This window comes from Brevundimonas nasdae, assembly GCF_016654005.1.
In the GTDB taxonomy this organism is placed as follows: Bacteria; Pseudomonadota; Alphaproteobacteria; order Caulobacterales; family Caulobacteraceae; genus Brevundimonas; species Brevundimonas nasdae.
This window is the reverse complement of record NZ_JAEPWN010000007.1, coordinates 137,333-151,960: the sequence shown is the minus strand read 5'-3', so window position 1 is coordinate 151,960 and position 14,628 is coordinate 137,333. Positions and strand designations below refer to the sequence as shown.

The window sequence follows — 14,628 nt, the reverse complement described above, 5'->3', positions numbered from 1 at the left end:
CCAACACCATGTTCCGTTCTCGCCTTGTCGCTCACGCCTGCGCCGCCGCTCTTCTTCTGGTCGCCGCGCCAGAACTTCTGGGGATCGATCAGACCGCCTCCGCCCAGGTGGTGGTCTATGATCCCACCAACTATTCCCAAAATCTCCTTCAGGCCGCCCGGGCCCTGCAGGCCGTCAACAATCAGATCCAGTCCCTCCAGAACGAGGCGATGGCGTTGACCAACCAGGCCCGGAACCTGGCGAGCCTGCCCGTGTCGTCCCTGGCCGCGCTTGAGGACCAGATGGCGCGCACCCGCCAGCTCATGCGCGACGCCGAGGGGCTCGCCTATGACGTCGCCGAGATCGAGACCGCCTTCGCCGCCCGGTATCGGCCGAGCGATCTGAGCCTGGACGAACAGGCGCTCATTGCGCGCGCGGAGCAGCGCTGGAGCGATTCCGTGTCCGGCCTTCAGGACTCGCTGAAGGTTCAGGCGCGCGTGGTCGAGGGCTTCGATCAGACCGGGACCGAGATGCAGCGTCTGATCGACGCCAGCCAAGGCGCCGTAGGCGGGCTTCAGGCGGCGCAGGCAGGCAATCAACTCCTGGCGCTCCAGACGAGCCAACTGGCGGACCTGTCCGCCCTCGTCGCGGCCCAGAGCCGCGCCCAGGCGCTGGAGGCGGCGGACCGCGCCGCCGTCCGCGCCGACGCCAAGGTGCGGTTCGCCCGGTTCATGGGCGAACCGACGGGGCCCCAGTGATGCGCGCCAATCCCATGGGCGCCGCCACGGCCGTGATCACCATCGCGGCGCTGGCCGCCGCCGCCTTGGCGGCGAGCGCGCCCCCGCGCCACGCTCCGCAGTCCGCCGCCGCGGCGCCTCCCCCTGTTTCAAGCGCCCTGGCGCGCTGCCGGACCCTCGGTGAGGCCGGGGGCGCCGACCCGACCTGTCAGGCGGCCTGGGCCGATCAGCGCCGACGCTTCTTTGCGGGACCGACGACAACCGCGTCCGCAGGGAGCGCAGAGCGATGAACGACGTCGGCGTCATCGATCGGTTCTTCGAAGTTTTCGGCCGCTACATCGACAGCGGCTTTGGCCTGCTGGGCGGCGAAGTCGCCTTTCTGGCCTCCACCCTGGTGGTGATCGACGTCACCCTTGCGGCCCTGTTCTGGGCCTGGGGGCCCGGAGACGACATCCTCGCACGGCTGGTCAAGAAGACCCTCTTCGTGGGCTTTTTCGCCTTTCTCATCGGCAATTTCCAACGCCTGGCCGACATCGTCTTCGCCAGCTTCTCGGGCCTCGGGCTCAAAGCCTCCGGCTCCGGCCTCTCCGCCGCAGACTTCATGCGCCCCGGCAAACTGGCCCAGACCGGCGTGGAGGCCGGCCGGCCGCTGCTCGAGGCCGCCGCAGAACTTTCCGGCTTCCCCGGCCTGTTCGAGAACTTCGTCCAGGTGATGGTTCTGATGGTCGCCTTCCTGATCGTGATCGTCGCCTTCTTCCTTCTCGCCGTCCAACTCTTCGTCACCCTGATCGAGTTCAAGCTCACCACACTGGCGGGCTTCGTCCTCATCCCCTTCGGCCTGTTCGGCCGCACCGCCTTCCTGGCCGAGAAGGTGCTGGGCAATGTCGTCGCCTCGGGGGTCAAGGTGCTGGTTCTGGCCGTGATCGTCGGCATCGGCTCGACCCTGTTCGAGAGTTTCACCCGCGACTTCGCCGGCGCTCCACCCACGCTGGAAGACGTGATGGCCATCGCGCTCGCGGCCCTGACCCTGATGGGACTGAGCATTTTCGGCCCTGGCATCGCCACGGGTCTCGTCTCAGGGGCGCCCCAACTCGGCGCCGGCGCGGCAGTCGGCGCCGGCCTCGCCGTCGGCGGTCTCGCAATGGCCGGCGCTGCGGGCGCGCGCTTGGCGGCGGCTGGCGGGTCCAGCCTCGCCGGCCGCGCCGGCGCCGGCGCCGCGGCCTCTCGCGCCACGCCGTCGCGCGGCGGCTCTTCGACAGGAGGGACCGGTCCCGCACGACCCACCGGCCCCTCCGGCGGATCGCCTCCGAGCGCGCCGCCTGTCAACGGCGCCGCTGCCGCCGCAACCGGCAAACCGTCTGCCCCCTCCGCCCCGACCACCCCGCCTGCGGCTTCCTCGTCGCCGGCGGCCCCCGAAACACCGTCGCCGACACAGCCCGCGACGCCCTCCGAGTCGTCGCCCGCCCCAGGCGACCCTGCCGCTCGAGCGGCGACGGCGCCCGCGGCAGGTGCGGCCAAGCCGGCCTGGGCCCGCGCCATGGAACGGCGCCAGGCGGTCAGCCGCGGTCTCACCACGGCCGTCCATGCCGTCCGGTCGGGCGACCATGGCGGCGGCGGCGGATCTGTCTCTCTGTCTGAGGATCGCTCATGACCCCCTTCAAACGGGCCTCGGCCCATTATGGCGAAGCGCCTGCGCCGGCCACGCCCTATCAACGCGCCGCACAGGCCTGGGACGAGCGGATCGGGTCCGCACGGGTTCAGGCCCGGAACTGGCGCCTGATCGCGCTTGTCTCTGTGGTCACGACAGGCGGCCTCGCCGCCGCCCTGGTCGTGCAGTCCGCTCGAGGCGTCGTGACGCCTTGGATCGTCGAGGTCGATCACCGGGGCGAAGCCACGGCCGTGGGTCCAGCCCTCGCCGGCGCGCGACCCGATGATGCGCAGATCGCCTGGCATCTGGGTCGCTTCATCGAGCAGGTCCGCAGCGTCTCCGCCGATCCGGTCGTGGTGCGCGAGAACTGGTTGCGCGCCTATGACTACGCCACCGATGCGGGCGCTCAAACCCTATCGGATCATGCGCGACGCAACGACCCCTTCGCGGAAATCGGTCGGGTGCAGGTCGGCGTCGAAATCTCCAGCGTCATCCGCGCCTCGCCGGCGTCCTTCCGGGTCGCCTGGATCGAGCGTCGCTATGTCGACGGCCAACTGTCGGACACCAGCCGATGGACCGCCATCGTCACGGTGACGATCCAGACGCCGCGAACTGCGGATGCGCTGAGGCGCAACCCGCTCGGCCTCTACGTCCAAGCTCTGAACTGGTCCAAGGAACTCTCCTGATGAAACGCCTCGCTCCGACGGCACTGACGGCCGTCCTCGCCCTGGGGGGCTGCGTCGCCCACGCCTCGCCCGCCCTGATCGCCGCCACCCTGTCTCCACCCGCCCCTCAAGCGAAGGGGGAGACGATCGACACGCTCTCCGACGCCATTGCGACCGGGCCCGTGCTGACGCCCATCGCGCCGACGATCGCAGATCCACGACCGCCGGAGGTTCGGATCCAGGACGCCAATGCGTCGGCGCGCGTCGAGCCCGCCCGTCTCGATTACGACCAGTCATCCCAGGTGTATATGTTCGCGCCGCATGCCCTTTATCAGGTCTATGCCTCGCCCGGCCGCGTCACCGACATCGCTTTGCAGCCCGGCGAGACCCTGTCCGGCGCGGGCGCGATCGCGGCAGGCGACACCGTCCGCTGGATCATCGGAGAATCCGTGAGCGGCGCGGGCGCCGAGATGCGCGCTCACATCCTCATCAAGCCGACGCGCCCGGACCTGACCACCAACCTGATCCTGCATACGGATCGCCGGACCTATCTGCTCGAGCTCCAGGCGCGGCCGGACGTCTATATGGCCTCGATCGCCTGGCGGTATCCGCAGGACGAGACTCTGGCGCTGAGACGGGCCGACGCCGTACGCGACGCCCTCGCCCAGGAGCCGCGGATCGATCTGGCGAGCCTCAACTTCGAGTATCGGATCGTGGGCGACGCCGTGCCTTGGAAACCGCTTCGCGCATTCGATGACGGCGCCCGGGTCTTCATCGAATTTTCCGATGACATCGACCGGGCGACGTTGCCGCCTCTGTTCCTGCACACCGAAGACGGCGCAGCGCTGGTGAACTATCGGATCCAGGGCCGCCGGCTCCTCGTGGATCGCCTGTTCGACATCGCGGAACTCCGCCTGGTCGAGGGGCGCCGCGATCAGGTGGTGCAGATCCGCCGGGCGGATGCGCGGCGATGAGCGAGGCCGTCCCCGTTAAACCTGAGACGGAGGTGGCTAAGGCCATGCGCCTGCGTCCATCGCCGCCGCCCGTGATGCGGCTGTCTCGCAAAGCTTTGTGGGTCGGCGGCGGGATTGTCGCCAGCATCGGCGGCGGTCTTTTGCCGTTCGCCCTCCGCGAGACCCCGTCGGCCGGCCCGCCGGCCGGTGAACTCTATCGCCCGGCGACGCCCCCGCCCGAGGCGGTGAGCACCCTGCCGCAGGACTATTCGGGCCCGAGATTGGGTCCGCCCCTGCCTGGCGATCTCGGTCACGCCATGTTGGACGCCAAGACGGCCGACACCACACCGCTCGAGGACGGCCGTGGCGCCGCAACGGCGCAGACCAGCGAGACGCCGGCCCAACAGGCGAAAAGACGCGCCGAAGACCAGGCGGTGCAGGAAGGGGAAGCCGCCCGCACCAGCGAACTGTTCCACGGGCGCGAGGGTCGCGGGTCGGGTTCGACTGAGAACCTACAAGCGATCAGCGACACCGCGCCGCCCTCGGCCCCCAGCCCCGAGACATCCGGGACCGGCGATCTATGGCCCGGCACCGTCATAGCCGGCGCCCTCATCACCGGCCTCAGATCGGATATCACTGGACCGGTCCTGGGCCAGATCACCGAAGATGTCGTCGACAGCAGGACCGGCGACCGCGTCGTCATCCCGAGAGGCGCGCGCTTGATCGGGGCCTATGACGCCCAGATCGATCACGGCCAGACGCGACTACGGCTGACCTGGTCGCGGCTGGTCCTGCCGGATGGACGTACCCATGCCCTCGACGCCGCCGTCGCGAGCGACCCCCAAGGCTATGCCGGGCTTGAGGATCGCGTGGACAACCGCTGGGGCGAGCGGATCAGAACCGCCGGACTGACGACGCTTCTTTCCGTCAGCGCCGCCGCCGCTGACGGGGATGAGGACGATCGTCTGGTCCGCGCCCTGCGGGAGGGCGCAGGGTCCGGCGTCGACCAGGTCGGCCGTGATGTGCTCGCCCAGGGCCTGTCCGTACCGCCGCGACTGACGGTGCGGCCTGGCTTTCCCTTCCGGATCATTCTGACCGAGGCGCTCACCCTCGCCTCCACGGGAGACTGACAATGTCCAAGTTGAAACTCGCCGGGCTGCAGGACGACACACCGGTGAAGGTAACCGTCGAGCTGCCCGCCAACGTCCACCGGGACCTGCAAACCTATGCCCGCATCCTCGCCGAGGCGGAGGGTCAATCGTTTCAGTTTCAGCAATTGATCGGACCGATGCTCAGTCGATTCATGGCGACAGACCGGAGCTTTATCGCCGCCAAATCCCGAAGCTGACTTAAGCCTCGGCCCTCGCCCTCAGACCTCAGCCCTGACCAAAAGTGTCTGCGTAGAGTCGTTCGACGCGTTCGGCCTCAGCCTGGGTGAGCGCGGCGAATTCTCGCGTCTGCGCGCGTTGGGACAGTCGGCCGTCGTTCTGCGCAAGGAATTTCTGAAGGAGTTCGATCTGCGCGGTCGGCATGTCGGCGATCCCCTGGATCCCCAGGGCGAAGGCGTCGAACGCTTCAAGGAAGCGCACCTCGTCGGGCAGGTCCCGCTCAAGCGTCTGCTGCACGCACTGGTAAAGGAAGGCGGCATGAAGGGTCGCGTCGAAATAGCGATAATAGTCTGCGGTCGCGTTCAGAACCTCGACGTTGCCTGAGGCGGTGGCGCGCCACTCGATCAGCGGAAGCAGCGGCGCCGAATAGGATTCCAAAACCCGCCTATAGGCGTCGATCTCGCGAAGAATCGCCGCGCTCACAGGGAAAACCAAACCTGGGGGACTGAAGCCCGCAGCGGCAAGAGCGTGATGGATCAGCCAGCGATGCAGGCGGCCGTTTCCATCGACATAGGGGTGGACGTAAACAAAGCCGAACGCCAGACTCGCGGCGGCGATGACCGGATCCATCCCGCCTCGGACCGTGCGATCCGCATAGGCGATCAGGCCCTCCATCAGATCTGCCAGATCCTCGTGACGGGCGCTGATGTGGTCGGGTATCGGCTGGTTGCTGTAGCGATCGTGAGCGCCGACGAAGCCTCCTTCAGTGCGAAGGCCCAGGCGCACAAAACGCGCATCCCCGATCACCACCCTTTGCAGCCTATTGAGTTCGGCAAGGCTGAGCGCGCGTGTCCCGGCCTGGGCGATCGCCTGTCCCCAACGCGCGGTTCGCTCGCCCGACGGGCTCTCGCCTTCGATGGCGAAGGATGAGCGGGAGTCGTTCAACAGGATGAAGGCGGCGGCGCGCGCCATCAGGTCGGGGCGAACGCGACCGACGGCGGCGCGCGCTGCGTCGCCGAGACCTTGCTCCACCAGCGCCGTAAGTTCCGGCGTTCTGCGCACCAAAGGACAGAAGGCCCGAACGCCGGGGAGATTGTTGATCACCCGATGACGCGGAGACGGCGTGCCTTCGCTCAAAGCAAATTGCTGGTCAGGATCCAGGATAGGGACCGCCCTCACCGTTCCGGGATCAGGGATGTCGAGCCGGCGCTCCGTGCGCCATTCGTACAGGAACCAGAGTCTTCGCGCGAAGCCGCCCGTGGGCGTCGCTCGAATCAGAACTTCGAACGCCTGCGGCGCCACGGCGTCGAACAGGGCGGCGAGGACCTGAAGGTCGATCCCCTCGTATCTGAAGGCGAAGACGAGTTGCGCGCCCATGTCCGCAGCGGGTTGATGGCGCGGCGTCAGCATCCGCCATTGATCGTCTGAACGCGGGTGATGCCGCTCCGCTATGGCGGCCAGCCGCGGCGGGAGAGGCACGCGCAGATCATACCGCTCGATCAGGGCGGCGTATCCCGCCGGGACGCCCGGTTCGGGCAAGGGCCTGCCGTGAAAATCCGTCACAGCCCGCGCAGACCAATCACCCATCTTCTTTTCCGTAAAAAACGTTCAGAGAGCCACGGCCAGATTGCGCAATCCGATCAGCGCCTGCGAATATCTATCACATAAATTCAATAATGTGAAAATCGATCATTCCGAGCTATTCTCTACGGTCGGCGCCGGACCAGATCAGACAAGGCTCCACGCACCTCGCCAATCCTCATGTCGATCAAACCACCGCCTATCCGCCTGGCGCGTCAGGCACGTCGATGACGTCCTAATCGCCGCTCTTTGACGAGGCGGCGAGCCGCTTGGCGGAACTGACGAACCGGCGAAGGGCGGGATTGTCATTGCCTGGAGACCAGGCGGCCGCGACGATCAGGGGCGCTTCCCGCTCAAAGGCGAGCGGTCTGAACACCAGTGCGCCATCCGACTTCAGGCTCGACAGAACGCCAGACCCAAGAAGCGTCAGTCCGAGTCCCATCCGGGTCTGCTCCAGCAGAAGGCCTGCGCCGGCATCCTGGATATCGACCTCCAACTCGGCCTGATGCCGACGGGCGATCTCCGAAAACAGGCTTCGGCCGATGTCGCGCTCGCTGATCAACAGCTTGGCTTTCGGGATGTCGGCGACGCAGACGACCTCTGCCGCAGCGCAGGGATGATTGACGGGCAGGGCGATCAGCAGCCGTTCACGCCAAAGCACGGAGACGTCGAGACCGGTGACCGTCATTCCCTCCGGAAGCATCGCCACGTCCAACCGCCGATCCGCAACGGCGTCGAGATGATCAATGGCGCGCCCCTCGACCATCTCGATCGTGACGGCGGGGTGGGCGCCGTGAAAGCGCTCGATCAGATTGAAAAGGCCGTCGCTCAACATCGAGAAGGTCAGACCGATCCTAAGATGACCGGATTGGCCCGCGCCCGCCGCTCGGGCGTCGGAAATGGCCAGACGAAGACCGTTCAGAACCGCGTCGACCCGACGCAGGAACTGCCGTCCGGCATTCGTGGGCTCAGCGCCGCGCGTGCTGCGATGGAACAGGGACACGCCCAGTTCCTCCTCGAGCCCGCGAATACGCCGGCTGACGGCGGACTGTTCCACCCCCAGACTTTCAGCCGCACGCCTGAAGCCGCCCAATTGCACCACCGCCATCGACCACCGCAAACTCGTCAGGTCGAGATCGACGGGGTTGGGCATGTCAGAGCTCGCCGTCGTCGGGCGGCGCATGGGCCACCTCGAAAGCGAGCTCCGCCGCCGCCGAAATGCGCGCTTGGTGAAAGCTGTCGATCAAGGCGATCAGCCGCTCCATGCGATTGTCCGACACGGCCTCGAGCATATCGCGTGTGGCTGTCTCCCGATCGCCAAGCACGTGATGTTCAGCGGCCTCAAGCCGCTCGAGGTGAAGACCGACACGACGAAAAGCCCGGGCGCGCACGCCGTTGCCGCCCCGTCCAACGATCCAGTCGAACAGACCAGGCAGGTCTTCTGGAAGTGCCGATCCAACCGAGGGGGCGGTCAGGGCCTCAAGGCTCAACAGCAGACAGTCCCGCCGAAATCCATACCAGTCACGAACAGCGCCGGCGTCGAGCCGCGACGCGGTATAGCCGGCGGTCGGGGCGCGTTCGACCAGTCCGGCGCCGCAAAGCCAGGCCAGGGCCTCGCGCACGGGCGTCGTCGATAACCGCAAGCGCTGCGCCTCATACTGAATGACGATCGGCGCGCCATCCCCGTATCGCCCTTCCGCGAGGCGATGACGCAGGGACTCCAAGGCGGTCGAGAACGGATCGCGGTTGCGGACCATGGCTCGCTCGAACTGTAATCGGAGCCGGCACTATCCGGAGGCGGATGATTCCCTCCAAGCTGGAAGGCGGCGATCATCGCCTCTCGCCCCCAATGTTTGCGCAGGCGCGCACCTTTTGTTCGCGCAGATCGTCAACGGGCTTCGCTCAGCACCCGGCCGGTTGTCTCCCCCGCCCTCAGAGACCGACGATCATTCGGTTTGAGCAGACTTGAGATCATCACGTCCGCCCGTCCCCTCTTTCTCTGGACTTTGCACCGCTAGCCGTTCCCACAGCGGCTCGACCTCATCCCACCGGCTGAACCGCGACCGTTTTGTTCGCTGTTGCGCCAAATATGCTCAGAACGCGTTGCGATCACCTCTTGCGTGACGCAACTTACCGTTGATCATTGTGACCCGTGCGTTCGACGCCGTCGTTCGAAGGAGTGCTTCTGCATGCCTCAGACGCCTATCGACTCCCTGCGCGACGGGCGGCTGCTGTCTCTGGCGATCAAGGACGTTCGCAACCATCTCCGCCTCAGCGCGCGTGAGGTCGCTGGTCGCATGAACATGGGACTTCGCGCCTACCAACATTTTGAAGCGGGGCGCAACAAGCCGAACCTCGAATACATCCACCGCTTCTGTGAAGTGACGAAGAGCGATCTCTTCGCCCTGCTGGGCGCCTTGATGATCGGCTCGCCGCAGTTCGCATGGCGCACCGCCGAGAACAAGTTGATGACCATCCTCATGGTCGCCTTAGGCGACTACAATGAGACGATGGGTGATCGCATCCTGGATCAGGATCCCCGCACCTTCATCATCGCCGTCGAGGCCATGTTCGAGCGACTGAAACGCGACGCCGACGAACGCGACGAGGAAGCCAAGCTCTGGTTGGAGCAGGGGGAGCGAACCCTGAGAACGAAACGTCCCAAGCCGGGGCGCTAAATATACGTCGGATATAGCTTCACCTCCGACGCCGGTCGGGTCTCTCTGATTGGAGCGCCACATCCGTGACGCGCTTTCAAAAGGAAGACCACCATGACCACCCAGACCCGTATCAAGCTGATCGCGTTCGGCAGCGCCCGCGCCCTGACCCAACAGGACGTCGAAGGCATGTTCATCGAACTGTCCGGCCGTCCCAGCAAGACGCCGGCAGCCTGAGCGCCAGTGGGGCGATCGACAGACCAACGGTCGCCCCATTTTGCTGACCCCATGGAAGTCGCCCTCGCCGAAGATGTGCATATGGCCTGGATCGGCCGCGACATTGTCGTGCTGAGCGTCAGGGAGGACGTCTATGCCTGCCTCGTCGGCGCTGCAGACGTCATCCGCCCAACGCCGTCCGGCGCCCTCTACATTCTTCACGAGGACGCCGCACGTGACCTTCACCAGGCGGGATTGATCACACTTCATCCGCCGACCGGGCCGCAGCCTGCCGCCATCCCCCCAGCCTCGGATCTGCACGGCGGCTCGACCTCGCTCCTGGCCTCCGGCGCGTTTCTGATTTCAAGCCTATGGCTCGGCCGTCGCTATCACCGCAAACCGCTCGTCGCCATCCTCGCGACAGCGCGGGCCATGCGCCCACATAACCCGCGCCCATTGACGGACGCCCGGCTGCGTCGGCTCGCCGCGACATTCGAGCGCGCCATTCCCTGGCTCCCGAGGCAGGAGGCCTGCCTCCACCGCGCCTTCCTCCTGTTCAGCCTTCTCGCCCGGCATAGCGTCGCCTGCGACTGGGTTTTCGGCGTGAGGACCTGGCCGTTTCTGGCCCACTGCTGGATCCAGGTCGGTGAGGTGGTGGTTGGCGACGACCTGGAGCGCGTGCGCCGCTACACGCCGATCCTCGTCGTCTGATGGACTGCCGCTTCCTTGTTCTCATCGATGCGACGGACGCGCGCTCGCCGACGTCGCTCCGCCTCTCCGCCCATGTTGCGCAGGCCGGCGGCGCCGTCATCCCACTAGGCCGCCGGGCCTGGTTGGCTGTGGGCGGGCCCCGCCCGCCTTCCGTGCGCCGGCTCGGGGACTGGATCGTGGTGGGCGAAACAGCGCCGACCGGGATCACACACGCCCTCCGGTCCCCGACGCCGCAGGAAGTCGTCGATGACTATTGGGGGCGGTACATCGCCCTTCACCTCGACGAGACCGACCATCCCTGTGGGATTCTCCGCGATCCATCCGGCGCGCTGGAATGCGTGATCTGGCGCGTGGACGACGCCATCGTCCTGGCCTCTGAGACTCCGGACTGGATGCTCGCCGCTACGCTTCCCAGCGTGGGCATGGACTATGACGGCGTGGGCCGTGTTCTTCGCAATCCGCTGGCGGCCTGGGACAGGCTTCTTTTGACCGGCGCCGAGTCCGTTCTGCCTGGGACCTATCAGCCGCTGCGCTCGGGGTGCGCGCCGCAGGTCCTTTGGTCGCCGTCGGACTGGGCGCGGCGTCGACTGGACCTTTCGATCAAGGACAAGAAGGCGGCGCTCAGGGACGCCGTCGATCATGCAGTTCAAGGTTTGGCGCGCGACGATACAGCGATCGCCTGTGAGGTATCGGGCGGGCTCGACTCCAGTCTCGTGGCCACCAGTCTTGTCAGCCAAGGCCAGACGGTCGGCGCCTGGCTCAACACCTATGGCGCCGATATCGAGTCAGACGAGCGACATTACGCGGCCGCCTTGGCCGATCAGCTTGGCGTCACGGTCACAAGCCTGCCGCGTCGCGAAGGCGGTTTCACCCGCGCCGCTTTGCGCGCCATCTCTCAGGGCCCCAGACCAGGCTACAACGGCATAGATTTCCTTCACGACCAGGACGCCGCGGTCATCTGGCGGACGCAGCAGATCAAGCGTGTCTTCACCGGCAAGGGCGGCGACACAGTCCTGATCTCAAGTTTCGACGAGCGGGTCTTCGCGGATCTCTACAAGGCGCGCGGCGCGGCCGCCCTGTTCGCACCCAGCCTGCCGCGGATCGCGCGCCGCACGGGCCGCTCCGTCTGGGCGATTGTCGCGGAAACCCTGCGAGGCGCCGACGCAGTCCATATCCGCCCGGGCTCGAATCTGCTCAGCCCCGACCTGCCGGTCGGCGACGTCCATCCCTGGCTGGCCGGCGACGAGTTCGGACCAGGCAAACGCGACCAGATCGCCGGCGTCGTCGATGGTCTGTGCTTCAGCGCGCCCTCCTTTCAGACCGAGGTCGTCGACATGGTCCATCCCTTGCTGGCGCGGCCCGTCGTCGAACTCTGCCTGCAGCTGACCACGACGGACCTGACGCTCGGGCGAAGCGATCGTCGCCTGGCGCGCGACGCCTTCGCGGACCGGTTGCCGTCTGAAATTCGGAACCGGCGAAGCAAGGGCGATCACACCGCCTTTTTCGGTCGAATGATCGCCAACAGCCTCGAGGTTCTCCGCCCTTTGCTTCTTGAGGGGCGTTTGGCCAAGGCAGGCCTGATCGACCGGGCCGGGTGCGAAGCCGCCCTGCAACTGGATGACCTGATCTGGCGCGGCCGCTATGGCGAGTTGCTCAATCTGATCATCATGGAAGCCTGGACGTCGACCTGGGAGGACCGCCTGGCGGCCCTGCGACAGAACTAGGGTCCAGGGTTTCGGCCAACCAACCCAGGATTTGGGCGTAGAGGTCCCGCTGATTGGCGGGGCTCCAGAGAAAATGGCCCTCGCCCCAATAGGTGATCAGCCGCGCCGCCTTGGCTTGCCGGTGGAGGGCGGAAAACATCTGTTCCGGCTCGCTCATGGACACGAAATCCCGATCACCGGTGATCAAAAGAACCGGCGTCTGGATCCGATCTGCGTTCAACACAAGACTTGCGTCCCGATAGGCTTGTGGCGCGCGCCAAGGCGGCGCGCCGATCCCGCCCTGCCCCACCTCGACCCAACCCATCCGATCCAATAACGAGAGCCCTTGCTGAGGATCGGCGCGCTCGATGGGTGAGAACTCTCCCCATTTGCTAAAGAAATTCGTTCCTGCGGACGAGGCGATAATGCTGCGATAGCGCGGGGTTTCCGTCGCTGCCTTCAAGGCGCCGTATCCGCCGAAACTGTGTCCGAACAAGGCGAGCCGATCCCATGGCAGATCGGGTTGCAATCCACGCGCGGCCGCGATGGCGAGGTCGAGGCTTTCGCGATAGCCGTCCGCAGGGCCGACCGCCGACGGATTGTCCGGCGCCGCCGCTTGCAGCCAGGCATAGCCGGCGGACGCGATCACCAGAGGATTCACCCCGACGACGAAGTCATCCAACTGAAAGGCGCGCCCCGCCGAAGCCGCGCCTGGATAGCCGCTGACGACCACGCCTTTGATCTGCGAGGTCGGCGTTTCCGGCGGCAGATAGAGCAGGCTGTGAGTTCGCCGGCCGTAGCGGTCCAGATGCGACACCGTCACGATCGTCGCCGTCGAACGACTTGTCATATTCAGGTTGACGACATCGAGCTGACGCTCCCGCCCCGCCCGGAGGAGCCAGAGCGCCGTTGCGCCCCGGTCGCTTCGGCTGATGATCGCCGCAGAACGGGACACAGCGTAAAGTCGATCTGGGGCGGCGGCGATGGGATCGCCCAACGTCGTCTCGTCGCCATCGGACGTGACGATGGCCAGATCGCCCCGACCAGTCTGGACGGGCGACCAGTCACGCGGCTCGGGCGCGTTCAGCCGCTGGCGCAAGACCTGTTTCTCCGTCGCCATTCCGGCCGCAGAGACCGCCTGATCAGGTCCAAGCCGAACCGTCGTTCCCGAGAGCGCCAGCCGCCAGACGGCGCCGTCTGCGACAAAGGTCAGACCGTCCGTGTCGGCGCCGCTGAAGGTCGCCGGGGCCGTCGCCAGACCCGCCGTCAGCGTCTTCGGCCTGTCTCCGCCAAGCCGCCACCAGTCGAACCGCCCGTCCTGAGTCCGGGCGTAGAGGATCGGATCTGCGCCCAACCAGGTCGCGCGCACGCCGTGCAGGAGATCGATCGCCTCGCCGACCACGAGCGGCTGTAGGCCGTCGTGGAGGTATCGGGTGACTTGACCATTGTGCGCAGAGACGGCTGTCAGCCCTCCGGCGGACCAGATTTGGTCGTCCCGCCGCGACCACACCAGAACCGCCCCTCCATCCTTACGCCAGCTCAGGAGATGCGGGGCTATGTCGAGCGGCTGTATCGGCGTCACCACCTTGCCCGACGAAAGGGTCACGACCGACAACCGCGAACGCACAGGAAACGCGCTCTGGACGAGGGGAGCCTCTGGGCTCAACGGGACGGGCGCCCCTGCGGTCAGGACGGCGATCCGCGCCCCGTCTGGTGCCATCGAGAAATCCAGGACCCGGCCCTCCGCAAGGCGGCGGAATTCGCCGGATTGAACGGACCACGACACCAGACGAGCAGCCTGCGCCGCCTGATCACTGCCGGCGACCCCGTCGTGGGTGTCCACGACAGTGCTGGTCCGTGTGCGACCCTCGGCCATTCGTCGCCACCGGGCCGACACCGAGGTGGGCGGACTATATTGCCGCATCAACCAGGGCAGCCCGAGGTCGTCCAGAACCGCGAGAACCAGAGTCTCGTCGTCGGCCCAGGCGGCGGTCGCGCCCGTCGCCGACAGGTTCGGCGTCAGCCCGGTCCACCGCACGGACCGATCCTGCATGTCGACGACGCCCGCTTCGAACCGGTCGCCCTGCAGGCGATAGATCAAGAGCCGACGTCCGGAAGGCGACCAGGGGCCGAGCACATGGCCCCGGCCTTCGGACGCATCGAGCAACCGCTGGGGCGGGCGATGATCGGACAGGCCGAAAACCCACAGTTCGGATGTGCTCCATCCGGACCAGTAAGAAAGGTCGAAACGGCTCGACATCGCCCAGCCGTCGCGCCGCTCGTAGACGCCCCAATGACCATCGGGAGAAAGAGACGCCTCCCCGAACGACGACATGGTCATCAGATCATCGATGGTGACCGCACGCGCCTGAGCTGCGGAGAGCCCAGGCGCGAGGATCAGCACCGCCGCGGTCCAGAGGGCCGCCGCGCGCCAGCATCCAAACATGACC

15 protein-coding genes are annotated in these 14,628 nt (G+C 66.6%); 11 read left to right on the top strand and 4 right to left on the bottom strand.

The annotated features are described in order from the left end of the window. Positions 1–8 precede the first annotated feature (8 nt). The 7 genes from trbJ to JKF87_RS12050 are packed head-to-tail and all read left to right on the top strand — an operon-like array spanning position 9 to position 5,330. Entirely contained in the window at positions 9–737 is a 729-nt protein-coding gene (gene trbJ, locus JKF87_RS12080; RefSeq protein ID WP_201100147.1) for a P-type conjugative transfer protein TrbJ, read from the top strand. Next, positions 737–1,006: a putative entry exclusion protein TrbK-alt gene (gene trbK-alt, locus JKF87_RS12075; protein WP_201100146.1), complete on the top strand. Its 270-nt coding sequence runs from the start codon at positions 737–739 to the stop codon at positions 1,004–1,006. Before trbJ ends, trbK-alt begins: the two co-directional genes overlap by 1 nt. After that, positions 1,003–2,367 carry a P-type conjugative transfer protein TrbL gene (gene trbL / locus JKF87_RS12070; RefSeq protein ID WP_201100145.1) on the top strand — a complete coding sequence of 455 codons (1,365 nt, stop codon included), beginning with the start codon at positions 1,003–1,005 and terminating at the stop codon, positions 2,365–2,367. The genes trbK-alt and trbL overlap by 4 nt, the downstream gene beginning before the upstream one ends. After that, on the top strand, positions 2,364–3,050 hold the full coding sequence (gene trbF / locus JKF87_RS12065; protein ID WP_201100144.1) for a conjugal transfer protein TrbF: 687 nt from the start codon (positions 2,364–2,366) through the stop codon (positions 3,048–3,050). Before trbL ends, trbF begins: the two co-directional genes overlap by 4 nt. Further along, positions 3,050–4,003: a P-type conjugative transfer protein TrbG gene (trbG, locus tag JKF87_RS12060; RefSeq protein WP_201100143.1), complete on the top strand. Its 954-nt coding sequence runs from the start codon at positions 3,050–3,052 to the stop codon at positions 4,001–4,003. The genes trbF and trbG overlap by 1 nt, the downstream gene beginning before the upstream one ends. A gap of 44 nt (positions 4,004–4,047) precedes the next feature. Further along, positions 4,048–5,112: a TrbI/VirB10 family protein gene (locus tag JKF87_RS12055; RefSeq protein WP_201100142.1), complete on the top strand. Its 1,065-nt coding sequence runs from the start codon at positions 4,048–4,050 to the stop codon at positions 5,110–5,112. 2 nt (positions 5,113–5,114) lie between these two features. Then, positions 5,115–5,330, top strand: coding sequence for a DUF2274 domain-containing protein (locus JKF87_RS12050; protein ID WP_201100141.1), 216 nt, complete (start codon positions 5,115–5,117; stop codon positions 5,328–5,330). Between the two features lie 28 nt (positions 5,331–5,358). On the opposite strand, the gene JKF87_RS12045 is transcribed toward JKF87_RS12050, so the two are convergent. From JKF87_RS12045 to JKF87_RS12035, 3 genes are all read right to left on the bottom strand, one after another. Further along, complete coding sequence (locus JKF87_RS12045) at positions 5,359–6,612, bottom strand: Fic family protein (RefSeq protein WP_307417948.1); 1,254 nt, start codon at positions 6,610–6,612, stop codon at positions 5,359–5,361. Positions 6,613–7,126: 514 nt separating this feature from the next. Beyond that, the gene (locus JKF87_RS12040) at positions 7,127–8,044 is read right to left on the bottom strand and encodes a LysR family transcriptional regulator (RefSeq protein WP_201100140.1); all 918 of its coding nucleotides are present in this window, start codon (positions 8,042–8,044) and stop codon (positions 7,127–7,129) included. 1 nt (position 8,045) lies between these two features. Next, on the bottom strand, positions 8,046–8,648 hold the full coding sequence (locus JKF87_RS12035; protein WP_201100139.1) for a GntR family transcriptional regulator: 603 nt from the start codon (positions 8,646–8,648) through the stop codon (positions 8,046–8,048). Between the two features lie 432 nt (positions 8,649–9,080). Here JKF87_RS12035 and JKF87_RS12030 point away from each other — a divergent pair, with 432 nt between their 5' ends. From JKF87_RS12030 to JKF87_RS12020, 4 genes are all read left to right on the top strand, one after another. Then, the gene (locus JKF87_RS12030; RefSeq protein WP_201100138.1) at positions 9,081–9,569 is read left to right on the top strand and encodes a helix-turn-helix domain-containing protein; all 489 of its coding nucleotides are present in this window, start codon (positions 9,081–9,083) and stop codon (positions 9,567–9,569) included. Positions 9,570–9,662: 93 nt separating this feature from the next. Further along, positions 9,663–9,785, top strand: a complete 123-nt coding sequence (locus tag JKF87_RS18510) for a hypothetical protein (RefSeq protein WP_275945255.1) — start codon at positions 9,663–9,665, stop codon at positions 9,783–9,785. Between the two features lie 51 nt (positions 9,786–9,836). Continuing rightward, positions 9,837–10,475 (top strand): lasso peptide biosynthesis B2 protein, encoded by a 639-nt coding sequence (locus JKF87_RS12025; RefSeq protein WP_201100137.1) that lies wholly within the window; start codon positions 9,837–9,839, stop codon positions 10,473–10,475. A gap of 176 nt (positions 10,476–10,651) precedes the next feature. Next, positions 10,652–12,199: an asparagine synthase-related protein gene (locus JKF87_RS12020; RefSeq protein ID WP_201100136.1), complete on the top strand. Its 1,548-nt coding sequence runs from the start codon at positions 10,652–10,654 to the stop codon at positions 12,197–12,199. On the opposite strand, the gene JKF87_RS12015 is transcribed toward JKF87_RS12020, so the two are convergent. Continuing rightward, positions 12,141–14,624 carry an alpha/beta hydrolase family protein gene (locus JKF87_RS12015; RefSeq protein WP_201100135.1) on the bottom strand — a complete coding sequence of 828 codons (2,484 nt, stop codon included), beginning with the start codon at positions 14,622–14,624 and terminating at the stop codon, positions 12,141–12,143. The two genes, JKF87_RS12020 and JKF87_RS12015, sit on opposite strands and share 59 nt — an antisense overlap. Positions 14,625–14,628: the final 4 nt, after the last annotated feature.